This window comes from Yoonia sp. (assembly GCF_965660735.1).
In the GTDB taxonomy this organism is placed as follows: domain Bacteria; phylum Pseudomonadota; class Alphaproteobacteria; order Rhodobacterales; family Rhodobacteraceae; genus Yoonia.
This window is the reverse complement of record NZ_CBFIBD010000007.1, coordinates 54182-74757: the sequence shown is the minus strand read 5'-3', so window position 1 is coordinate 74757 and position 20576 is coordinate 54182. Positions and strand designations below refer to the sequence as shown.

Below are 20576 nucleotides of genomic sequence, written 5' to 3'. Positions count from 1 at the left end.
GTTTGGGCCGGTTTCCCCGGCAAGGTATCAATGATGGGTCATCACCTGGACAAGCTGGCCATCCCGTGTCGCAGCCAGCCGACGTTTCTGGAACCCAGCCTGGGCATAGATGCCGATCAGGCGCGCATCGGTCGCATTCGGCGCGGCGGCAAGCATCGGGTGAAGCCTTCGCAAACCTTGAAGAGCGGCACCGAGATAGCCTGCCGCGTGCCCCTGCCCCAAGAAGTCACTATCGCCGACAAAGGTCTTGATCGCCCGCGTCCCTGATAGCAGGTCGCCAAATTGCGGCATTGCAAAGGTCCGCACATCATGGTGGTGTAAATATGCAAAAGGGCGCGCGCCCAGTGATATGACCTGCATGATGATTGCCGGGTTTTCCATATCCTGCTTTATCAATGCGATATTGCGTTCCACATCGCCCCACCATGGCCGGACGTGCGGCTCTGCCAACCACTTTTGCATCAGCGGCAGATCATCCGGCGTAAGGGGGCGAAAATCGTAATTACGCATTGTCCCCCTTCAGCCGCTGCGCCGCAGTGTCCAACCGTGCGACCGCCGTATCAATCTCGGTCTCGGTTATCGTGAGCGCCGGCAAAAGCCGGACAACATTACCGGCTGCGGGCACCGTCAGCACTTCGGCCTGATACCCCGCATTGACCACGTCGGTATTGGGAACCTTGCATTGTAGCCCCAGCATGAGCCCGACGCCGCGCACATCTTCAAAAATGTCAGGATGAGAGGCGACCAAACCTTCCAGTTTCTGGCGGAAATGGCCTGCCTTGCGGTTCACATCAGCCAGAAACGCCTCGTCTGCAATGATCTCCATCACTCTGGCACCGACGGCACAGGCCAGCGGATTGCCGCCATAGGTCGATCCATGCGTGCCCGCTGTCATACCGGACGCAGCGTTTTCGGTTGCCAGCACGGCCCCCAGTGGAAAGCCTCCGCCGATCCCCTTGGCGACCATCATGATATCAGGCGCTATCCCGGCCCATTCATGCGCGAACAGCTTGCCGGTGCGCCCCATGCCGCATTGCACCTCGTCCAGAATCAACAGCGATCCGTGCTGGTCGCAAAGATCGCGCAACCCTTTCAGGCAGTGATCTGGCACCGGGCGAATGCCACCTTCGCCTTGCACAGGTTCGATCAGCACTGCTGCCGTCTTGTCCGTCACCGCCGCACGCAAGGCATCATGATCGCCGAATTCCAGATGGGTAAACCCCGGCAAGAGCGGACCAAATCCCTTGGTCATCTTTTCCGACCCGGCGGCAGCAATGCCTGCGGCGGACCGGCCATGAAACGATCCACTGAATGTGATGATTTCGGTCCGGTCTTCGCCTTTGTCATACCAGTATTTGCGGGCCATCTTGACCGCAAGTTCACAGGCTTCGGTTCCGGAATTGGTAAAGAATACCGTATCGGCAAAGGTGTGTTCGACCAGCGCGTCAGCCAATTTTTGTTGTGCGGGAATATGATACAGGTTCGACGTATGCCAGAGTGCCTGCGCCTGCGTCGTCAGGGCCGCGATCAGGTCGGGGTGGGCGTGGCCCAGTGAATTCACGGCAATCCCTGCGCCAAGATCCAGAAATCGCCGACCGTCCGCCTCGATCAGCCACGAACCTTCACCTGATGTGAAAGTCAGCGGTGCACGGTTATAGGTCGGCAAGATAGTTGGGATCATTGCGATCATCCTTGAATATAGGCCCGATTGGTGCAGGACCGCAGGGCAAGAGTCAACGTTTTTGGGGGGTTATGAAGTGCAGGACAAAGGGCGGCGCGGTTAGCGTCGGCGTCGGGTCGCGTATGTTGTCCGCATCATCATGCCAAAGGCTTAGCGGGTTTCGGGGCAACGGGAAAGAAGCAAATTGATGGCCATTTCAGAACACCTGTTCGCAGAGCGCCTTGCAACCCAACCCCAACGATCCCCATAGACCGGCAGGCCCCTGCCGGCCTGGCGATCTGGCCCTTGAAGTTGGGCAGCACAAGAACATATCACAGTGCCAAAATCAGGCCATGATTGCGGTTTAGGTGACAGTGTATGGACGAAGTTTACGAGTATCGCAGGGCGCCGAACCGGGGTGTGATCTGGCTTTGCGCAAGCATGATTATCATTCTGATTTGCATCGTTGTTGTCAGCGGGGCAACCCAACTTATCTGGGCCGTCTGGGTTCTGGGTGCTGTCATGCTGTTCTGGATGGTTCTGCCCAGGCCGATCGCAGGTATTCGTGTTGATGATCACCACCTCATCCTGTCCGCCTGGCGGTTGCCGCGGATGATCCCGCTGGACGATATCGCCTATCTGCGCGCCACATCCGTCAGCGCTGACAGCGATGTCACCATTGTCTACAAGGATGGGCGCGAAGAAGGCACCTTTGCCGGCGACATGCCCGATATTGAAACGCTGTCTTATGTGATGGCGATGCGCGGCGTTCCGGTGCGCGATATCTACTAGCGGTGTCTGATGTGACCACGCGGTATCACAAATCGCGTTCAACCATCACGAAAACAACGCATTGCGATGAAAGAAAAAGCCGAAACGCCCTAGCTTTTCAACCGGTATCCCCGGTCCATCCAGCGCCAGCAAATCCCGACAACCACGGCACAGGCCAGACCAACAACACCCAGCCCGACCCAAGGGCTGCTGTCGCTGACGCCGATCATGCCGTAGCGGACGCCGTCAATGACATAAAAGAACGGGTTCACATGGCTGAGTGTTTGCAGAAAGCCCGGCAAGGCATCGATCGAATAGAATGTCCCCGACAGGAACGCGAGCGGCGTCACCAGAAAATTCGAGATCGCGGCAAGCTGGTCGAATTTATTGGCGAAGATTCCCGCGATCATCCCCAGCCCTCCCATCAGGATCGACCCCAACAGCACAAAGGTCACGACCCAGAATGGGTTGCGCATCCCCACATCCAGAAACAAGGCAGCCCCGGCTGCAATCACGACGGCCACAAGAAACCCGCGCGCCACGGCACCGCTGATATAGCCCACAACCAATTCCGCCCCCGACAAGGGCGGCATCAGTGTGTCAACAATGTTGCCCTGCACCTTGGCCGAAGCGAGGCTGGAGGATGTATTTGCAAAAGCATTCTGGATCACAGTCATCGTCAGAATACCCGGAGCAAGAAAGGTCATGAACGGTACGCCCATCACATCGCCGCGTTGCGGGCCGATGGCGATGGTAAAGATCATCAAAAACAGCCCCGCGTTGATCAATGGTGCCATGACGGTCTGGGACCAGACATTCATGAACCGCCGGATCTCGCGATGCGCAAGCGTCCATGTGCCCAGCCAGTTCACCCGCCCAAAGCGGCGGACGCCCATAATTGTTTGCTCTGCCATGTCATCCTTCATCTTTATGCGCCCCTTGGTGCTTCACATCTGCGGTGCGGATGCTTAAAGTACAACGCTGATAGATCAGACAAGCGTGGATGTGTAGTGCGTCCTCCCTTCCCGAACCAAAGGAACAGATATGTCCTGGACAGACGAGCGCGTCGAGACGCTCAAAAAGATGTGGGGCGAAGGCCAGTCGGCCAGCCAGATTGCCAAGGAACTGGGTGGCGTGACCCGCAATGCAGTGATCGGCAAGGTGCACAGGCTTGGCCTGTCGAACCGCGCCGGTTCGAACGGGGCTGCGGCACCCGCAGCCAAACCTGCGCCAAAGGAAAAACCGGCCGTTACGACCAAGCCGGCCCCCAAAGCACCTGCCAAGGCAAAGCCCGCGCAACTGCCCACAGTGACCGAGAAAGAAGAGCTGGACGAAAACGGCATCCCGATTTCCGCCGCACGTCGGGCGATCATCCCGGCAGGTCAGCCCTTGCCGCCACAACCGTCGGCCAACGAGATCAGTCCTGAGGCATTGGCCAAGGTCAGTGAAATCGAAAAGAAAGCCAAGCGGTTGACCTTGATGGAACTTACCGAAAAGACCTGCAAATGGCCCGTAGGTGACCCGGCGACAGATGATTTCTGGTTCTGCGGTCTGACCGTGCAACAAGGGAAACCCTATTGCGAGGCGCATGTCGGCGTGGCGTTTCAGCCGATGTCATCGCGTCGCGACCGGCGCCGGTGACCCCGTCGGGCGGGGCTGACCCCGCCTGACCGCAACGGCAGTCGCATCTGTCAGTAAAAACCGTACCGAATCAGCCAAAATGACGCGGCGCGCAGGCGGCCGGTTGAACCAATGTTCTCTGTGCTGTGGTAACGTCAAGCCAACTTGGCTTCACGCCTGCTACTCATGACGCCTCTTGCAGCGCCAGCAAAATCTCTCTGTTGCAGCAGAACGCAGGCGGGCTGTCGCCTATCTGGCCCGATTCCAGCATCGCTTCGCAGCGGCCCGGTTGGGGGCAGCGGCGGCAGTTGGTAATCATCTGCGCATACGTGCTTTGGCTCAGCCTTCCGTCACGCAGAGCAGTCGCCAGAGGCACGCCAACGGCCTTGGACATTTTCAATGTCCGCCAGTAATGCTGACGCGCGTTTCCCATGGGTTTCATGCTTGGCCCTCCTGCTTTCCGCATCCCTTATAGGGCGGTAGCCACGGGGCCGCTTTGCGCTGAATCAATGTCGGCAGTAACTAACCTGCCCTACCTGGTGATCTGGTCCAGATATATCCGCACCGCGTCCTGCACCCGGCGAAACCGGTCACCACCCAGTTTGACCCCGCCGAACCAACGCGTCACGACGATGATATGTCCCTCCAACCCCTCGCGTTCCAGCATCCGCAAAATGACCATACCCGCGCCTGCCTCGCCGTCGTCGTTCTTGAGAGGCCCGTCAGGCAGCAGCACCGCCCATGTATTATGCGTGGCGCGCGCGAATTTCTTGCGGCGCAAAAGGGTTTTTATGAAATCCTTTGCGGCGTCGGCAGACTCGACAGGTCCACCCGAAACGGCATATTTCGATCCGCGGTCGCGCAGGGCGTTTTCAATGATCTGCATATCGCCCGGCGCTTGGATGTTTCAGGATGTGACCTGCTGTGTACCGCTGCAATTATGCCCGCCCGTGAAATCCTGCAACGGGGCCTTTTCATCTGCTGCCAGACACAAACCAGTGGCGGTGTCCCGAACTGTGCCCGCCGCACAGCTTTGCGGGGCCGGGTCGGTGGTGGTGCTTTGCGCGTGGGCCGCGATGGGAAGCAGGGCAAGAGCGAAAACTGTCAGACGCATGGAAACCTCCTAGGGTGACGTATAGTTCAAGTATACTGCAAAAGCCGTGAAATTAAAAACACGCCGTTGTCCCTTTTTGCCGCACCCCCGCATCGCCCGTCCCGGACACTGGCACTGACCCGTCAATAACTATAGGTCGCGCCCGTTGAAATCGCCTCGGCAAGGGAGGTTTCAGCCCATGTGCCGCGTCCGCCGCGCATGCGAATTTCTGTCAGCTGGGCCTGCGCCAACACGATATTGCCGGATGCCACATGCCCCTGCCCCATATAGGACCGCGCCAGCAGATTGGCCGGATCGGCCGCAAGGGCCGCGTCGTAATAGGCCATACCCAGATCAATCCTGCCAGCCTTGCGGTGCGCGAAACCGTAATAGGTCAGCGCAAGGGGTGCGACCGGGTTGTCCAGCGTGTCAAGCACATCCAGTGCCGCCTGGTAATACCCGGCATAGGCAAGTTCGCGCACATCGCGCAGGCGCGCGCTGTCGCCATTTGTGCTATCCCCCGGGGTCACACAGCTTTGGGTGGCGATGTCCCAAACCAGACCTGCGGCGCAGGTTTTGGTGGTTTCAGACGGTGTCGGTGGCGTTGGTTCGTCGCCGCCAGCGGCAAGGGCCACTGCGGGCATCATGGCAAAGGCAAGGGCTGTCAGACGCATTGGAACGCTCCATTCTTTTTCTGCTACTTCTTGGGTAGATACGGATGAACAAGGTGATCAGTTTCATTCGGGGCAGGTTTTTTCCGCCGCGCGCCCCAAACGTCCCCTGCCGGACATGCATGATATGTTGCCATATGCCTGTTATCATTTTCGGCCAGGTCTGCGCCAATCCCGATGCTTCTGGATTGTTGTGGTATTGCCAAAGGCATTGACTGACCGTTGGGAACGATTGACCATTGGTCCGGCCTGCTTACTTATAAGGGGGTGGAGAAAACAGTGACCTATCCAAGTTATGCCAGATCTGAACGGATTGCCGATGGCACCATGCACGCGCTGGGCGTCATAGGCGCCGTCAGCGGGGCCATCGTGTTATTCGTCTGGGGCACAGGGCTGGGCCATCCAGGGCAAATTGCCGCATTATCAATCTACGGGGCAACGCTAATCGCGACTTTTGTTGCATCGGCAATGTATCATATGACCCCATGGGAAAGCGTCAGGCCAGTTTTGCGTCGGCTCGATCATGCCGCGATCTACCTGAAAATTGCAGGCACGTACACGCCACTCGTGGTCTTGATCGGCAGCGGTTTTGCCTATGCGATTCTTGGGTTGGTGTGGGGACTGGCCGCGATCGGCATGGTTTTGAAACTGTTCTACTGGCGCACGCCCGGGCGTTTCGGCCCCGCGCTCTATCTGATCATGGGTTGGCTCAGTCTTGGCTTGGTCTGGTCACTCTGGCCGCTGGTACCAGGGTCGGTGATGGCGCTGATAGCGGTTGGCGGGCTGCTTTATACCGGCGGGGTGCCGTTTTATGCCACTGAAACGCTGAAATTCTCTATTGCGATCTGGCACGGGTGCGTCGTTGCAGCCTCGGCCTGCTTCTTTGCGGCAATCATGCTGGCGATGATGGCAGCGGGCGGCCTCGCCCCGCATGTCACCCACGGCATGATGTGACGGCAACGCACCCCCCCCTCTTGCAACCTTTCCACGGCCCGCTAGGGTGGCACGCATGTTTACAATCGAACACGAATATGACGCGACCGTCATCACCCTGGTGGACGAAGGCCCCGCACCCTTGCAAGAGGATGTGACGATCAATGCCTTTGAAGATTGCATTACCGTTGTTCAGTTCGATCAACGCCGCGATCAGCCGGTGCAGATTACGCTGTCACTTACGCAACTGCGCGACTTGCAGGCGGCGCTGAACCTGCCGGAAGGAATTTACCAACTGCGCAGGGGATGACGGACTGACAGATGTCAGACCGGCCTCTGGCGGGGGTAATTGATCAACGAAAAAGCAAAAGGTGCGGCGATGGCGACGGGGTTTTTCTGGGACGAGCGGTGTTTCTGGCATAGCGGCGGGAATTACGCGGGGATGCTGCCAGTGGGTGGTCTGGTGCAACCGCTGGATGGTGGCCTGCCCGAAAGCCCCGAAACCAAGCGCCGGTTGAAGAACCTGATCGAGGTCACAGGCCTTGCTCGCGATCTGGACCTGCGCGGCGCTGATCCGGCCTGTCGTGATGATCTGCTGCGGGTGCATCCAGCGCATTATCTGGATCAGTTCAAGGCGCTGTCGGATGCAGGCGGCGGCGAATTGGGGCGGCGGACGCCATTTGGCCCCGGCGGGTTTGAACTTGCGTCGCTGTCTGCGGGCTTGGCAAAGGACGCGCTGACAGCGGTGCTGCACGGCGAACTGGACAATGCCTATGCCCTGTCGCGCCCGCCCGGGCACCACTGCCTGCCGGATTTCCCCAACGGGTTCTGCCTGCTCAACAACATCGGCATCGCGATCGAGGCGGCACGCGCCGCCGGTCTTGCGCGGCGTTTTGCCGTGCTGGATTGGGATGTGCATCACGGCAACGGGACCGAGGCGGTGTTTTACGACCGCGCCGACGTGCTGACCGTGTCGGTCCACCAGGACCGGAATTATCCGATGGACACCGGCGCCTTTGTCGACCGGGGGCGTGATGCGGGCGAAGGGTTCAACCTGAACATCCCCCTGCCCCCCGGTACCGGCCACAAGGGTTATCTGTCCGCGATGGAACGGCTTACCCTGCCCGCGATCCGCGCCTTTTCCCCGGACGTGCTGATTATCGCCTGCGGCTATGATGCCGCCGCCAATGACCCGCTGGGCCGGATGCTGGCCACCGCTGATACATTTGCCCGGTTGACACGGCAGGTGATGGACCTTGCCCAAGATATTTGCGGCGGTAAACTGTTGATGGTGCACGAAGGCGGCTATTCTGAAACCTATGTGCCGTTCTGCGGGCATGCGGTCTTGCAACAAATGTCGGGCAGCACCATCACCGCGCCCGACCCGTTTGCAGAGGTGTTTCCGTTGCGCCAGCCCGATGCAGGCTTCGACGACTATCTGGACGGGGTGATCGGGGGAATGGTCGCCGCCCTGTAACGTCAGATGGGTTTTAACCCAGCCTGCCTGTTGTCAGCTGCGGCACCGGCGCTTATCTGCTAGGCAAACCGCCAAAGGACTGCCCATGCCCACCCCCAACCCTGCTGCCCTTGATTTTTTGCTGACCCGCAGGTCGCGCCCGGCCAAGACACTGACCACCCCGGTCCCCGATCGCGCGACCGTCGAAACCCTGCTGACGGCGGCTGCCCGCACGCCGGATCACGGCAAGCTGGAACCATGGCGGTTCATCGTGCTGGAAAAGCCGGCACTGGCCCGGCTTGCCGCCATGATCCCCGCGCGCGGTGCCACCCTTGGGATTGATCCCGAAAAGACCACCAAGGCCGTCTCCCAGTACGGCGATGCCGATCTGGTGGTGGTGGTGGTCAGTAGTCCAAAACCATCCGACAAGATCCCTCAGATCGAACAGCTCTATTCTGCGGGTTCGGTCTGTCTGGCACTGCTCAACGCCGCCCTAGCGGCCGGTTGGGGGGCAAATTGGCTCTCGGGCTGGGCCAGCCATGACCGTGTATTTATCCGCGAAGGCCTGGGGCTTGCCGATCATGAAACCGTCGCCGGCTTGATCCATATCGGTACCGAAACCAGCGCGCCCCCCGAACGGCCACGTCCCGACCTGGCCCGGATCACAACATGGGTCAGCACATGATCCTGACCGATTTCGCCAAGGCGATTGCCCAACTGCCGGACCCAAGGTTTCAATCCGTCTTGTGGCGCGGCATCGGTTTGACCCTCGCGCTGCTTGTGGGGATTTACGCCGGGCTGCTGTCACTGATCGACATTTTCACCGCCGGGCCTGTCACGCTGCCCCTTGTGGGCGAGGTAACGTGGCTGGGCGACCTGCTGGGCTGGGGGTCACTGGGGCTTGTGATCATGTTGTCGGTGTTCCTGATGGTGCCTGTGGCATCCGCAATCACATCCCTGTTCCTGGATGAAGTCGCAGACGCGGTTGAAGAGAAACACTACCCGAACTTGACCCCGGTTCCCCCTGTCACCTTCTGGGAGGGGTTGCGTGATACGATCAGTTTTCTGGGCGTGCTGATCACCGCGAACCTGCTTGCGGTCATTGTGTATGTGCTGCTGCCCTTTGCTGCCGTTTTCATTTTTTACGCGCTGAACGGATACCTGCTGGGGCGGGAATACTTCCAACTGGCTGCCATGCGCCGCGAAGGGCGCGCGGGCGCAAAGGTTTTGTTCAAACAACACAGCGGCAAGATCTGGGCCGCAGGGTGCTTGATGGCGCTGCCGCTGTCATTTCCGCTGATCAACCTGATGATCCCGATTCTGGGCGCCGCGACATTCACCCATATTTATCATAGACTTAGTCTACGCTGACCTCTGGCGTTGCCATTCTGTTGAACCAGTCGATATCACGCACGCTGATCACGCCTGACAGGATCGTGCCCGCGATGATCACCCAGATCGGCACCGCCCATAGGGTCGTGATCCTGGCCTTGCGGCCAATCTGCGCATCGGCCGGCGCAGATGCATGGGTGCCGGGCACGATTTCCCCGGCATCACCTTGGCTGACCATGCGCAGTGGCAGCACCACGAAAAATACCATGGCCCAGACCACGGCGAACAGAACAATTGCAGATACGGGCCCCATGAATTTTCCTCTCTGGATACTTTCCCTCTCAGATACGCTGATTGCGGCTGCAAACAAGGGTCAGATCTGCTCCAACTCGATCAGGCAGCCATTGAAATCCTTGGGGTGCAGGAAAAGGACAGGTTTGCCATGGGCGCCGATCTTGGGCTCGCCCCCGCCCAGCACCCGTGCTCCTTCGGCCAGAAGATGGTCGCGCGCTGCAAGAACATCATCCACTTCATAGCAGATGTGGTGAATACCACCCGATGGGTTCTTGTCCAGAAACCCCTGGATGGGGGACGCATCGCCCAGCGGATACAAAAGTTCGATCTTGGTGTTGGGCAAGGTGATGAACACCACGGTCACACCGTGATCGGGTTCATCGTGCGGGGCGCCAACATCGGCCCCCAGCACAGTGCGGTATTGCGCGCTTGCGGCCTCCAGATCTGGGACAGCGATGGCAACATGGTTCAGACGGCCGATCATGGGCGATACTCCTCTTTTCGGGCAATATGGCGGGCAGGCAGGACCAGTGCAATGCGCCATCAGGGTTAAGATGCTGTTCACTTTGTTCTGCTTTGATTGAGTGTAGTTAGGCACCAAGGGAACGAATCGTCATGGATACGCTGAATGAACTGATGCTGACCCGTACGCCCACTACGCGACGCCCACTTTTGGGGCTGACCGTGCTGGTCGTCGAAGACAGCCGCTACGCATCCGAGGCGCTGCGTCTGTTGTGTCTGCGCTCTGGCGCGCGGATCAGGCGTGCCGACAGCCTTGCACATGCCAGACGACATCTGGCGATTTACCGGCCAACAGTTCTGATGGTGGATGTGGGTCTGCCGGACGGGTCCGGTCTTGAGTTAATTGCGGCATTGGTAAACGCCACCCCGCGCATCGATATAATACTGGGCGTCAGTGGTGACAGCATGGCCGCGCCCGCCGTCATGGCGGCAGGGGCCGATGGTTTTCTGGAAAAACCCATTTCCAGCCTTGCGGCGTTCCAATCCGCAGTCCTTGCGCATCTGCCTAATGACCGACGTCCTCGCGGACCGCGCCTGTTGGATGATGAGGTTATCAAGCCTGATCTGGTCGCCTACCACGATGACCTGACCCATGTGGCAAGGGTGCTTTGCACAGATGCCGATATCGACTATGTCACACAGTTTCTGGGCGGTGTGGCACGATCAGCGCAAGACCATGAAATGGGCCGTGCCGTGCGTAATCTGGAACAACAACACAAGACAGGTCGTGATCTGCAATCCGGTGTCGCGGCATTGTCGCAAATTGTGAAGTCCCGCATTTCCACAAGCGGACAGGCCTGACAGGTCAGCTTTCAGGTGGCAGCACACGCAACCGTAATTCACGCAATTGTTCGTTCAGTGGCTCGCTGGGCGCGCCCATCATCAGATCTTCGGCGCGCTGGTTCATCGGGAACATGATGACCTCACGGATGTTGGATGCATCCGCCAGCAACATCACGATCCGGTCGATGCCCGCAGCACAGCCGCCGTGTGGCGGCGCGCCATACTGGAACGCATTGACCATCCCGCCGAATCGCTTCTCGACTTCGTCTTTGCCATATCCGGCAATCTCGAACGCCTTGAACATGATTTCCGGGCGGTGGTTCCGGATCGCACCCGATACCAGTTCATAGCCGTTGCAGGCCAGATCGTACTGGAAACCCAGCACATCAAGCGGATCGCCATTCAGCGCGTCCATCCCGCCCTGCGGCATGGAAAACGGGTTGTGTTCGAAATCGATCGTGCCGGTCTCATCGTCCTTTTCGTAGATCGGGAAATCCACGATCCAGGCAAAGGCGAAACGGTTCTTGTCAGTCAGCCCTAATTCTTCGCCGATCACGGTCCGCGCCCTGCCGGCCACCGATTCAAACGCATCCGGCTTGCCGCCCAGGAAAAACGCCGCATCCCCAAGCCCAAGACCCAACTGCTGGCGGATCGCCTCTGTCCGTTCGGGTCCAATGTTCTTGGCCAGCGGACCGGCTGCTTCAAGACCTTCGCCCTGATCACGCCAGAAAATATACCCCATCCCCGGCAAGCCCTCTTTCTGGGCAAAGGCGTTCATGCGGTCACAGAACTTGCGTGACCCGCCGCCCGGTGCCGGGATGGCGCGAATTTCGGTGCCGTCCTGTTCCAGCAGTTTGGCAAAGATCGCAAAGCCTGAACCGCGGAAATGGTCGCTGACCACTTGCATCTTGATCGGGTTGCGCAGGTCGGGTTTGTCGGTGCCATACCATAGTGCGGCATCTCGATAGCTGATCTGTTCCCACGTCTGGTCAACGGTACGACCCTTGCCGAATTCCTCGAATATCCCGCCGATCACCGGCTGGATCGTGTCGAACACATCCTGCTGGGTGACAAACGACATTTCCAGGTCAAGCTGGTAGAAATCGGTCGGGCTGCGGTCTGCACGAGGATCTTCGTCGCGAAAACAGGGTGCAATCTGAAAATACTTGTCATACCCGCTCACCATGATGAGCTGTTTGAACTGCTGCGGCGCCTGCGGCAGCGCATAGAACTTGCCCGGATGAAGCCGCGACGGTACCAGAAAATCGCGCGCGCCTTCGGGGCTTGACGCTGTGATGATCGGGGTCTGATACTCTCGGAACCCACTGTCCCACATCCTCCGCCGCATCGATGCCACAACATCCGATCGCAGCTTCATGTTGTCCTGCATCGCTTCACGACGCAGATCAAGATAGCGGTACTTCAGCCGGGTTTCCTCCGGGTATTCCTGATCGCCAAACACCATCAGCGGCAATTCCCTGGCCGCGCCCAGCACCTCGATCTCGCGGATGAACACCTCGACCTCACCCGTGGGCAGCTTGGGGTTCACCAGTTCAGGCGCACGCGCCTTCACCTCGCCGTCGATGCGGATACACCACTCCGACCGCACGGCCTCTACCGCGGCAAACGCCGCCGAATCCGGGTCGCACAAAACCTGCGTAATCCCGTAATGGTCGCGCAGATCGATAAACAGTATGCCGCCATGATCCCGCACCCGATTGACCCAGCCCGACAGACGCACGGTCTGCCCCACATCGGCGGCGGTCAGGTCGGCACAGGTATGGCTGCGGTAGGCATGCATGATAATGTCCTCAAAACGGGTCCAACGGTCGGCCCGATACACCCCTTTGCCCTTCCCATGTCAACCTCATGCTTCTTCAGAGTGTAAATATCCCCGCCGGAGGCATCGATTTTCATGGAAAATCGACCAACGCCGCTTGCGCCCGGACGCGCCTTCCCTATAACCCGCGAGAATTTGCAAATCAGAGGGGCCTGCCATGCCAAAGCGTACCGACATCAAGTCGATCATGATCATTGGTGCAGGGCCCATCATTATCGGACAGGCCTGCGAATTCGACTATTCCGGCGCACAGGCCTGCAAGGCTCTGCGCGAAGAAGGTTACCGTGTCATCCTCGTCAACTCCAACCCGGCCACGATCATGACCGATCCCGGGCTGGCAGATGCGACCTACATCGAACCGATCACCCCCGAGGTCGTGGCCAAGATCATCGAAAAGGAACGCCCCGATGCACTATTGCCCACCATGGGCGGGCAGACAGGGCTGAACACCTCGCTTGCGCTGGCCGACATGGGTGTTCTGGAAAAATTCGGGGTCGAGATGATCGGCGCCAAGCGCGAGGCCATCGAAATGGCCGAGGACCGCAAGCTGTTCCGCGAGGCGATGGACAGGTTGGGGATCGAAAACCCCAAGGCGACCATCATCACCGCACCAGAGGTCAACGGCAAGCGCGACATCAAGGCCGGGCTGCAACTGGCAATCGACGCCATCGAATATGTGGGCCTGCCCGCGATCATCCGTCCCGCCTTTACCCTTGGCGGCACCGGCGGCGGCGTGGCTTATAACCGCGAAGAATACGAATATTATTGCCGCACCGGGATGGAGGCATCGCCCGTCGGGCAAATTCTGGTTGATGAATCACTGCTGGGCTGGAAAGAATTCGAGATGGAAGTCGTGCGCGACCGCGCCGACAACGCCATCATTGTCTGCGCCATCGAAAACGTCGATCCGATGGGCGTGCATACCGGCGACAGTATCACCGTCGCACCCGCACTGACCCTGACCGACAAGGAATACCAGATCATGCGCACGCACAGCATCAACGTGCTGCGCGAAATCGGCGTGGAAACCGGCGGGTCCAACGTGCAATGGGCGGTCAACCCCGATGACGGCCGCATGGTGGTGATCGAGATGAACCCCCGCGTGTCGCGGTCATCGGCGCTGGCGTCCAAGGCGACAGGCTTCCCGATTGCGAAAATCGCCGCAAAACTGGCCGTAGGCTATACGCTGGACGAACTCGACAACGACATCACCGGCGTGACACCCGCCAGTTTTGAGCCGACAATTGACTATGTCGTCACGAAAATCCCGCGTTTTGCCTTCGAAAAATTCGCAGGCTCCGCACCCCACTTGACTACCGCGATGAAATCCGTGGGCGAGGCGATGGCGATTGGCCGCACCTTCCATGAATCGATGCAAAAGGCGCTGGCGTCGCTGGAAACCGGCCTGACCGGTTTTGATGAAATCACGATCCCCGGCGCGCCTGATGCCGCTGCGATCACCAAGGCGCTGGCCAAACAGACCCCCGACCGCATCCGCGTGATCGCCCAGGCCATGCGCCACGGGCTGTCCGATGATGACATCCATGCCGTCACAAAATTTGACCCGTGGTTTCTGGCCCGCATCCGCGAAATCATCGAGGCCGAGGCCGAGATTCGCAAAGCCGGCCTGCCGGTGACCGAAAGCGGCCTGCGCACGATCAAGATGATGGGCTTCACCGATGCGCGGCTGGCCAAACTGACCGGCCGCACCGAAGATAACGTGCGCCGCGCGCGGCTAAATCTGGGTGTGAACGCCGTCTTCAAGCGGATCGACACCTGTGCCGCCGAATTCGAGGCGCAGACACCTTATATGTATTCCACCTATGAAACCCCTGTCATGGGCGATGTCGAATGCGAGGCGCGCCCGTCAGACCGTAAAAAGGTTGTGATTCTGGGCGGTGGCCCCAACCGGATCGGCCAGGGGATCGAATTCGATTACTGCTGTTGTCACGCCTGTTTCGCCCTGACCGATCAGGGGTATGAGACGATCATGATCAACTGCAACCCCGAAACCGTGTCCACCGACTATGACACATCGGACCGGCTGTATTTCGAACCACTGACGTTTGAACACGTGATGGAAATCCTGCGCGTGGAACAGGACAACGGCACGCTCCACGGCGTGATCGTGCAGTTCGGCGGACAGACGCCGCTGAAGCTGGCAAATGCCCTTAACGACGCCGGTATTCCGATCCTTGGCACGACACCCGACGCCATCGACCTGGCCGAAGACCGCGAGCGGTTCCAGGATCTGGTCAACCGGCTGGGCCTGAAACAGCCCGTCAACGGCATCGCATCGACCGATGAACAGGCCTTTGCCATCGCTGCCAATATCGGCTTTCCGCTAGTGATCCGGCCGTCCTATGTTCTGGGCGGTCGCGCGATGGAAATCGTGCGTGATCAGGCACAGCTAGAGCGCTACATCTCTGACGCCGTGGTCGTGTCGGGCGACAGCCCGGTGCTGCTGGACAGTTACCTGTCCGGCGCGGTCGAGGTTGACGTGGACTGTCTGTGTGACGGCCAGAACACCCATGTCGCCGGCATCATGCAACACATCGAGGAGGCCGGCGTGCATTCCGGTGACAGCGCCTGTTCGCTGCCCCCCTATTCCCTGTCCGACGCCATGATCGCCGAAATCCGCGTTCAGACGGAAAAACTGGCACGCGCGCTGAATGTCGTGGGGCTGATGAACGTGCAGTTCGCCGTCAAGGACGAAGAGGTCTACCTGATCGAGGTAAACCCCCGCGCATCGCGCACCGTGCCCTTTGTCGCCAAGGCCACTGACAGTGCCATTGCATCCATCGCCGCACGGCTGATGGCGGGCGAACCACTGTCCAACTTCCCGCTGCGCGCACCCTACCCGGAAACCGAAAACCCGATGGATGTGCTGCCGTTGGGCGATGCATTTACCCTTGCCGATCCCAAAACACCGTGGTTCAGCGTGAAAGAGGCCGTTCTGCCCTTTGCCCGCTTCCCCGGTGTCGATACGATCCTTGGCCCCGAAATGCGGTCAACGGGCGAGGTCATGGGCTGGGACAGGTCTTTCCCACGTGCATTCCTCAAGGCGCAGATGGGCGCTGGCACCAATCTGCCCACGGCGGGCACGGTGTTCATTTCAATCAGGGATGCAGACAAGACGGCCGATATGGTCGATGCTTCCAGAACCCTCCTTTCGCTTGGTTTCAATATCGCGGCAACACGTGGCACTGCCCGCTGGCTAAGTGAAAACGATATTGATTGCGAAACCGTAAACAAGGTCTACGAAGGTGGTCTGACCATCGTCGATCGGCTGAAAGACGGCCATATCGTTTTGGTCTTCAACACCACCGAAGGCGCGCAGGCCGTCGAAGACAGCCGCGAAATCCGCGCCGTCGCACTTTATGACAAGATCCCCTATTTCACGACCGCCGCTGCCGCACATGCTGCCACACAGGCTATGCAGACACGCGAAGAAGGCGATATCGGCGTAAGGAGCTTGCAAGGCTAAGATCAACAGATCACACGACGCTTTCCCCTAAGTCACCTTTACCTGCACGTAAAGGCTGTAGACAACAGCCCCCTTCGCGCAATAGTTTATCGTGACAGCCATCAGGGGATAAGATGCACAACGTCGCTATCACTGGCACGGGGGTTTTTACGCCTGGCCAGATCATCACGAATGACGAACTGGTAACCGCGTTCAACGCCTATGCCGACTTTTGGAACGTTGAAAACGCGGCCGCAATCGATGCGGGCGTGGTCGCGTCAAAGGAACATTCGTCAGTTGATTTTATCCTTGCGGCATCCGGCATAGAACAGCGCCATGTGCTTGAAAAGGAAGGTATCCTTGACCCATCGCGCATGTTTCCAAGTCTGCCCGCCCGACGCGACACCGAACCGGGCCATATGGCCGAAATCGGTTTGGACGCCGCGCAAAAGGCTCTGTCGGCGGCGCAGCGTCATGCGACCGACGTTGATCTGGTCATATGCGCCGCGTCGAACATGGAACGGGCTTATCCGGCTGTTGGTATCGAAATCCAAAAACTCTTGGGCGCCGGGGGCTTTGCGTTCGACATGAATGTCGCGTGCTCCAGTGCGACTTTCGGGATCCAGACTGCGGCAGACATGATCCGCACGGGGTCGATAAGGTCAGCCATCGTCGTCAATCCCGAGATTTGCAGCGCTCATCTGGAATGGCGCGACCGCGACTGCCATTTCATCTTTGGCGACGTGGCGACAGCGACCTATCTGGAACGGGACGAAGGGCTGCAACAGCACCACTTCAAGGTGCTGTCGACCCGCTGCGCCACGCAGTTCAGCAACAATATCCGCAACAACAACGGCTATCTGCGCAGGACGCAAGACGCGATGGATGACCGGCGCGACATGCAATTCGTGCAAAACGGGCGCAAGGTTTTCAAAGAGGTGCTGCCACTTGTCAGCGAGCATATTGCGACCCATCTGGCAGACGCCGGCGTTGACGCCACGGACCTGCGTCGCCTGTGGTTGCATCAGGCCAACAAGTCAATGAACGACTATATCGGCAAGAAAGTCCTGGGGCGCGCGCCGGACCCGATGGAACAGCCCAATATCCTTCAGGATTATGCCAATACGTCCTCGGCCGGGTCCATCATTGCCTTTTCAAAGTATTCCAATGACTTGACCAAAGGTGACAAGGGATTAATCTGTTCGTTTGGTGCTGGTTATTCCGTTGGGTCCATCATAGTGGAACGCGGATAACGACGCACAAAAGGTCATGCGCCTGATACAGGCAGACGATTGGCCACAGGCCTTGCAATCGGTGCCGAGCGGGCGCTAATCAGCCGCATGGCAAAGTTATATTTCAACTACTCTACCATGAACGCGGGCAAATCGACCGTGCTCTTGCAGGCGTCGCACAACTATATCGAACGCGGGATGCAGACCTATCTGATGATCGCGCAGCTTGACCATCGCGCCGGTCATGGCCGGATCGGCAGCCGCATCGGGATCAGCGCAGAGGCTGATACATTTGCGCCGGGCGAAGACCTGTTTGCAAAGATCGAAAAACGCATGTCCCAAGGCCCTTGTGCCTGTGTTTTCGTGGACGAGGCGCAGTTTCTGGAACCCGATCAGGTCTGGCAACTGGCCCGTGCCGTCGATGACCTGAACGTGCCGGTGATGGCATTCGGCCTACGGGTTGATTTCTTGGGGCAGCTTTTTCCCGGCTCTGCCGCACTTCTCGCGCTGGCTGACGAAATGCGCGAGGTGCGCACGATTTGTCACTGCGGCAAGAAGGCGACGATGGTTGTCCGCAAAGACGATGCAGGCCGTGTGCTGACCGCCGGTGACCAGATCGCGATTGGCGGCAACGACCGCTATGTATCACTTTGCCGTCGGCACTGGCGCGCGGAAATGGACGCCGCGCGGCAAGGCTGATCAGTAAAAACTTTGCGGATCGATATCGATCGCCAAGCGCAGATTGGCTGGCAGCCGGAACTGCGCCGTCCATTGTGCCAGCGCGGATTGCAGCGGCGCGGCTTTGTCCGCCTTGACCAGCAATCGCACCCGATGCCGCCCGCGCACCCGCGCAATCGGCGCAGGCGCGGGGCCGAAAACCTGTGCCCCGATCCGTCGCAACGGCGCATCCATCCGCGCCATTTCAGCGCCAAGATCAAACACTTCCTGCACGTTCGGGCTGCTCAGGATGATCCCGGCCATTCGCCCATAGGGTGGCACGCCAGCTGCCTTTCGCTCTGCGGCTTCTGCGGCCCAGAAATTTTCTTCGTCACCCGCCAGAATGGCCCGGATCACAGCGTGTTCGGGCTGATAGGTCTGCAAGAGCGCCTCGCCCGGTGTTTCAGCACGGCCCGCCCGCCCCGCAACCTGTCGCATCAGTTGAAACGTGCGTTCGGCCGCGCGCAGGTCGGACCCCTGCAAACCCAGATCGGCGTCGATCACCCCCACCAGCGTCAGCAGCGGAAAGTTGTGCCCCTTGGCAACCAGTTGCGTGCCGATAATGATATCGGTGCCGCCCTCGGCTATTTCCGCGATATGCGCCTTCATCGCCCGGGCAGAGCCATAAAGATCCGATGACAGCACCGCAATCCGCGCGTCGGGGAACAGGGCCGTGACTTCCTCGCCCATGCGTTCCACTCCGGGGCCGACAGCGCTGAGCCGATCCTCTGCCTCGCAATGGGGGCATTTGGTGGGCATCGGCTTCGTCTCGCCGCACTGGTGGCACATCAGGCGTTTCAGAAACCGGTGTTCGACCATCCGCGCGTCGCAATGGTCACAGCCGATCTGATGCCCGCAGGCCCGGCAAAGCGTAATCGGCGCATAGCCGCGGCGGTTGAGGAAGATCAATGATTGTTCGCCCTTGTCCATCCGATCCGCGATGGCCCGCTGCAGGGTCAGCGACACCCATTTGCCGCCCGGCAAATCCTCGGCCCGCATGTCGATCGCGGCCATACTGGGCATGACCGCCGCACCAAACCGCGACCTCAGTTCCAGCCGTTTGTATTTGCCCGCCTCTACATTCGCCCAGCTTTCCAGCGAAGGCGTCGCCGAGGCCAGCACCACCTGCGCGCCATTGATCGCCGCCCGCAGGACGGCCATATCGCGGGCGTTATACAGCACGCCATCTTCCTGCTTGTAGGACGTGTCGTGTTCTTCATCCACGACGATCAGGCCAAGGTTCTGATAGGGTAGAAACAACGCGGACCGGGCACCAACCACCAATTGCGCATCCCCCTGCCCGACCATGCGCCAGCAGCGGCGGCGTTCGGTCATGGTGACACCTGAATGCCACTCGGCGGGCTTCATGCCAAACCGCGCCTCGACCCGGTCGATGAATTCGCCCGATAGCGCGATTTCCGGCAACAGCACCAACGCCTGACGGCCCATGCGCAGACATTCCGCGACGGCCTCCAGATAAACCTCTGTCTTGCCCGACCCGGTGACACCTTTCAGCAGGGTCGTGCCGTAGGTATCGGACCGGACAGCCGCACGCAGGGCACCGGCCCCGGCGGCCTGATCCGCGCTCAGGTCCTTGCCGCCGTAGTCCGGGTCAAGATGCGGATAGGGCGTGTCACGCGGCGCCTCTTCTTCGCGGACGGCACCTTTTTTGGCAAGACCATCGACGACCGACGGCCCGACATCAGCCATTTCAGCCAGTTCACGCTTGGTAAAGGCCAGCCCGCCATAATCACGCAATACGCCCAGCACCTTTTCGCGAGCGGCGGTCATGCGGTCGGGGTCGCAATCACCCAGCCTGTAAATCTTGCGCATCGATTGCGGATCGCCCAAGCCCGGCGCGCGGGTGGCCAGACGCAGCATCGCGGGCATCGGCGTAAGGGTGTAATCAGCGGCACGGGTCAGAAATTCGCGCATCTCGTCGCGCATCGGGGCGACGTCAAGCACGCGCATGACCGAACGGATCTTGGCCCGGTCATAATCGCCCTTGCCCGGGCCCCAGACAACACCCAGGACCTTGCGTGGGCCCAGCGGCACCTCAACAAAGGCGCCCAGATGACAGCCGCCTTCGGGGGCCTTGTAATCCAGCAGCCGGTCAAGGGGCTGGGTCGTCAGCACGCCAACCAGGTCGCCTTCATGGAAATAGCTTTCAGTCATAGCCGCCTTTT

General features: G+C 59.6%; 22 protein-coding genes. 11 read left to right on the top strand and 11 right to left on the bottom strand.

Annotated features, from left to right (window positions below; all coding sequences use genetic code 11):
• Positions 1 to 27: 27 nt before the first annotated feature.
• Together ACTG4B_RS05065 and ACTG4B_RS05060 are read right to left on the bottom strand one after the other, a co-directional pair.
• Positions 28 to 510, bottom strand: a complete 483-nt coding sequence (locus ACTG4B_RS05065; RefSeq protein WP_439154598.1) for a GNAT family N-acetyltransferase — start codon at positions 508 to 510, stop codon at positions 28 to 30.
• Complete coding sequence (locus ACTG4B_RS05060; RefSeq protein WP_439154597.1) at positions 503 to 1681, bottom strand: aspartate aminotransferase family protein; 1179 nt, start codon at positions 1679 to 1681, stop codon at positions 503 to 505. The genes ACTG4B_RS05065 and ACTG4B_RS05060 overlap by 8 nt, the downstream gene beginning before the upstream one ends.
• Before the next feature lie 357 nt (positions 1682 to 2038).
• Here ACTG4B_RS05060 and ACTG4B_RS05055 point away from each other — a divergent pair, with 357 nt between their 5' ends.
• Positions 2039 to 2452 carry a hypothetical protein gene (locus ACTG4B_RS05055; protein WP_439154596.1) on the top strand — a complete coding sequence of 138 codons (414 nt, stop codon included), beginning with the start codon at positions 2039 to 2041 and terminating at the stop codon, positions 2450 to 2452.
• Positions 2453 to 2541: 89 nt separating this feature from the next.
• Here ACTG4B_RS05055 and ACTG4B_RS05050 read toward each other — a convergent pair whose 3' ends face one another.
• Entirely contained in the window at positions 2542 to 3345 is an 804-nt protein-coding gene (locus ACTG4B_RS05050; RefSeq protein ID WP_439154595.1) for an ABC transporter permease, read from the bottom strand.
• 130 nt (positions 3346 to 3475) lie between these two features.
• On the opposite strand from ACTG4B_RS05050, the gene ACTG4B_RS05045 reads away from it, so the two are divergent.
• Entirely contained in the window at positions 3476 to 4072 is a 597-nt protein-coding gene (locus tag ACTG4B_RS05045) for a GcrA family cell cycle regulator (RefSeq protein ID WP_439154594.1), read from the top strand.
• Between the two features lie 163 nt (positions 4073 to 4235).
• Here ACTG4B_RS05045 and ACTG4B_RS05040 read toward each other — a convergent pair whose 3' ends face one another.
• The 4 genes from ACTG4B_RS05040 to ACTG4B_RS05025 form a co-directional block, all read right to left on the bottom strand.
• Positions 4236 to 4493 carry a DUF6455 family protein gene (locus ACTG4B_RS05040; protein ID WP_439154593.1) on the bottom strand — a complete coding sequence of 86 codons (258 nt, stop codon included), beginning with the start codon at positions 4491 to 4493 and terminating at the stop codon, positions 4236 to 4238.
• A 90-nt stretch (positions 4494 to 4583) separates the two neighbouring features.
• The gene (locus tag ACTG4B_RS05035) at positions 4584 to 4937 is read right to left on the bottom strand and encodes a YigZ family protein (protein WP_439154592.1); all 354 of its coding nucleotides are present in this window, start codon (positions 4935 to 4937) and stop codon (positions 4584 to 4586) included.
• Positions 4938 to 4958: 21 nt separating this feature from the next.
• Positions 4959 to 5165, bottom strand: coding sequence for a hypothetical protein (locus ACTG4B_RS05030; RefSeq protein WP_439154591.1), 207 nt, complete (start codon positions 5163 to 5165; stop codon positions 4959 to 4961).
• A 122-nt stretch (positions 5166 to 5287) separates the two neighbouring features.
• Complete coding sequence (locus ACTG4B_RS05025) at positions 5288 to 5818, bottom strand: carbohydrate-binding module family 14 protein (protein ID WP_439154590.1); 531 nt, start codon at positions 5816 to 5818, stop codon at positions 5288 to 5290.
• Between the two features lie 276 nt (positions 5819 to 6094).
• Here ACTG4B_RS05025 and trhA point away from each other — a divergent pair, with 276 nt between their 5' ends.
• The 5 genes from trhA (at position 6095) to ACTG4B_RS05000 (ending at position 9575) form a co-directional block, all read left to right on the top strand.
• Complete coding sequence (gene trhA, locus ACTG4B_RS05020; protein ID WP_439154589.1) at positions 6095 to 6769, top strand: PAQR family membrane homeostasis protein TrhA; 675 nt, start codon at positions 6095 to 6097, stop codon at positions 6767 to 6769.
• 55 nt (positions 6770 to 6824) lie between these two features.
• Complete coding sequence (locus tag ACTG4B_RS05015; protein ID WP_439154588.1) at positions 6825 to 7058, top strand: hypothetical protein; 234 nt, start codon at positions 6825 to 6827, stop codon at positions 7056 to 7058.
• A 69-nt stretch (positions 7059 to 7127) separates the two neighbouring features.
• The gene (locus ACTG4B_RS05010; protein WP_439154587.1) at positions 7128 to 8225 is read left to right on the top strand and encodes a class II histone deacetylase; all 1098 of its coding nucleotides are present in this window, start codon (positions 7128 to 7130) and stop codon (positions 8223 to 8225) included.
• 85 nt (positions 8226 to 8310) lie between these two features.
• Positions 8311 to 8889: a nitroreductase family protein gene (locus tag ACTG4B_RS05005; RefSeq protein WP_439154586.1), complete on the top strand. Its 579-nt coding sequence runs from the start codon at positions 8311 to 8313 to the stop codon at positions 8887 to 8889.
• The gene (locus tag ACTG4B_RS05000) at positions 8886 to 9575 is read left to right on the top strand and encodes an EI24 domain-containing protein (protein WP_439154585.1); all 690 of its coding nucleotides are present in this window, start codon (positions 8886 to 8888) and stop codon (positions 9573 to 9575) included. Before ACTG4B_RS05005 ends, ACTG4B_RS05000 begins: the two co-directional genes overlap by 4 nt.
• Here the strand turns inward: ACTG4B_RS05000 and ACTG4B_RS04995 are convergent.
• A complete protein-coding gene (locus tag ACTG4B_RS04995; RefSeq protein ID WP_439154584.1) occupies positions 9562 to 9849 on the bottom strand; it encodes a DUF1467 family protein in 288 nt (95 codons plus the stop codon). The genes ACTG4B_RS05000 and ACTG4B_RS04995 overlap by 14 nt on opposite strands.
• Before the next feature lie 60 nt (positions 9850 to 9909).
• The gene (gene mce, locus ACTG4B_RS04990) at positions 9910 to 10314 is read right to left on the bottom strand and encodes a methylmalonyl-CoA epimerase (protein WP_439154583.1); all 405 of its coding nucleotides are present in this window, start codon (positions 10312 to 10314) and stop codon (positions 9910 to 9912) included.
• A 131-nt stretch (positions 10315 to 10445) separates the two neighbouring features.
• On the opposite strand from mce, the gene ACTG4B_RS04985 reads away from it, so the two are divergent.
• Positions 10446 to 11153 (top strand): response regulator, encoded by a 708-nt coding sequence (locus ACTG4B_RS04985; RefSeq protein WP_439154582.1) that lies wholly within the window; start codon positions 10446 to 10448, stop codon positions 11151 to 11153.
• A gap of 4 nt (positions 11154 to 11157) precedes the next feature.
• Here ACTG4B_RS04985 and aspS read toward each other — a convergent pair whose 3' ends face one another.
• The gene (aspS, locus tag ACTG4B_RS04980; protein WP_439154581.1) at positions 11158 to 12936 is read right to left on the bottom strand and encodes an aspartate--tRNA ligase; all 1779 of its coding nucleotides are present in this window, start codon (positions 12934 to 12936) and stop codon (positions 11158 to 11160) included.
• Positions 12937 to 13132: 196 nt separating this feature from the next.
• On the opposite strand from aspS, the gene carB reads away from it, so the two are divergent.
• The 3 genes from carB to ACTG4B_RS04965 all read left to right on the top strand — a co-directional run bounded on the left by carB (position 13133) and on the right by ACTG4B_RS04965 (position 18372).
• Positions 13133 to 16462 carry a carbamoyl-phosphate synthase large subunit gene (gene carB / locus ACTG4B_RS04975; protein WP_439154580.1) on the top strand — a complete coding sequence of 1110 codons (3330 nt, stop codon included), beginning with the start codon at positions 13133 to 13135 and terminating at the stop codon, positions 16460 to 16462.
• Between the two features lie 113 nt (positions 16463 to 16575).
• Positions 16576 to 17694 carry a beta-ketoacyl-ACP synthase III gene (locus ACTG4B_RS04970; protein WP_439154579.1) on the top strand — a complete coding sequence of 373 codons (1119 nt, stop codon included), beginning with the start codon at positions 16576 to 16578 and terminating at the stop codon, positions 17692 to 17694.
• An 87-nt stretch (positions 17695 to 17781) separates the two neighbouring features.
• Positions 17782 to 18372 (top strand): thymidine kinase, encoded by a 591-nt coding sequence (locus ACTG4B_RS04965; RefSeq protein WP_439154578.1) that lies wholly within the window; start codon positions 17782 to 17784, stop codon positions 18370 to 18372.
• Here ACTG4B_RS04965 and ACTG4B_RS04960 read toward each other — a convergent pair whose 3' ends face one another.
• Positions 18373 to 20565, bottom strand: coding sequence for a primosomal protein N' (locus tag ACTG4B_RS04960; protein WP_439154577.1), 2193 nt, complete (start codon positions 20563 to 20565; stop codon positions 18373 to 18375).
• Between the last annotated feature and the right edge of the window lie 11 nt (positions 20566 to 20576).

What these genes read in the sequence shown, in the direction of transcription:
- ACTG4B_RS05065 (WP_439154598.1), bottom strand. Translation starts at nt 510, where the DNA reads ATGCGTAATTACGATTTTCGCCCCCTTACGCCGGATGATCTGCCGCTG.
- ACTG4B_RS05060 (WP_439154597.1), bottom strand. Translation starts at nt 1,681, where the DNA reads ATGATCCCAACTATCTTGCCGACCTATAACCGTGCACCGCTGACTTTC.
- ACTG4B_RS05055 (WP_439154596.1), top strand. Translation starts at nt 2,039, where the DNA reads ATGGACGAAGTTTACGAGTATCGCAGGGCGCCGAACCGGGGTGTGATC.
- ACTG4B_RS05050 (WP_439154595.1), bottom strand. Translation starts at nt 3,345, where the DNA reads ATGGCAGAGCAAACAATTATGGGCGTCCGCCGCTTTGGGCGGGTGAAC.
- ACTG4B_RS05045 (WP_439154594.1), top strand. Translation starts at nt 3,476, where the DNA reads ATGTCCTGGACAGACGAGCGCGTCGAGACGCTCAAAAAGATGTGGGGC.
- ACTG4B_RS05040 (WP_439154593.1), bottom strand. Translation starts at nt 4,493, where the DNA reads ATGAAACCCATGGGAAACGCGCGTCAGCATTACTGGCGGACATTGAAA.
- ACTG4B_RS05035 (WP_439154592.1), bottom strand. Translation starts at nt 4,937, where the DNA reads ATGCAGATCATTGAAAACGCCCTGCGCGACCGCGGATCGAAATATGCC.
- ACTG4B_RS05030 (WP_439154591.1), bottom strand. Translation starts at nt 5,165, where the DNA reads ATGCGTCTGACAGTTTTCGCTCTTGCCCTGCTTCCCATCGCGGCCCAC.
- ACTG4B_RS05025 (WP_439154590.1), bottom strand. Translation starts at nt 5,818, where the DNA reads ATGCGTCTGACAGCCCTTGCCTTTGCCATGATGCCCGCAGTGGCCCTT.
- ACTG4B_RS05015 (WP_439154588.1), top strand. Translation starts at nt 6,825, where the DNA reads ATGTTTACAATCGAACACGAATATGACGCGACCGTCATCACCCTGGTG.
- ACTG4B_RS05010 (WP_439154587.1), top strand. Translation starts at nt 7,128, where the DNA reads ATGGCGACGGGGTTTTTCTGGGACGAGCGGTGTTTCTGGCATAGCGGC.
- ACTG4B_RS05005 (WP_439154586.1), top strand. Translation starts at nt 8,311, where the DNA reads ATGCCCACCCCCAACCCTGCTGCCCTTGATTTTTTGCTGACCCGCAGG.
- ACTG4B_RS05000 (WP_439154585.1), top strand. Translation starts at nt 8,886, where the DNA reads ATGATCCTGACCGATTTCGCCAAGGCGATTGCCCAACTGCCGGACCCA.
- ACTG4B_RS04995 (WP_439154584.1), bottom strand. Translation starts at nt 9,849, where the DNA reads ATGGGGCCCGTATCTGCAATTGTTCTGTTCGCCGTGGTCTGGGCCATG.
- mce (WP_439154583.1), bottom strand. Translation starts at nt 10,314, where the DNA reads ATGATCGGCCGTCTGAACCATGTTGCCATCGCTGTCCCAGATCTGGAG.
- ACTG4B_RS04985 (WP_439154582.1), top strand. Translation starts at nt 10,446, where the DNA reads ATGGATACGCTGAATGAACTGATGCTGACCCGTACGCCCACTACGCGA.
- aspS (WP_439154581.1), bottom strand. Translation starts at nt 12,936, where the DNA reads ATGCATGCCTACCGCAGCCATACCTGTGCCGACCTGACCGCCGCCGAT.
- carB (WP_439154580.1), top strand. Translation starts at nt 13,133, where the DNA reads ATGCCAAAGCGTACCGACATCAAGTCGATCATGATCATTGGTGCAGGG.
- ACTG4B_RS04970 (WP_439154579.1), top strand. Translation starts at nt 16,576, where the DNA reads ATGCACAACGTCGCTATCACTGGCACGGGGGTTTTTACGCCTGGCCAG.
- ACTG4B_RS04965 (WP_439154578.1), top strand. Translation starts at nt 17,782, where the DNA reads ATGGCAAAGTTATATTTCAACTACTCTACCATGAACGCGGGCAAATCG.
- ACTG4B_RS04960 (WP_439154577.1), bottom strand. Translation starts at nt 20,565, where the DNA reads ATGACTGAAAGCTATTTCCATGAAGGCGACCTGGTTGGCGTGCTGACG.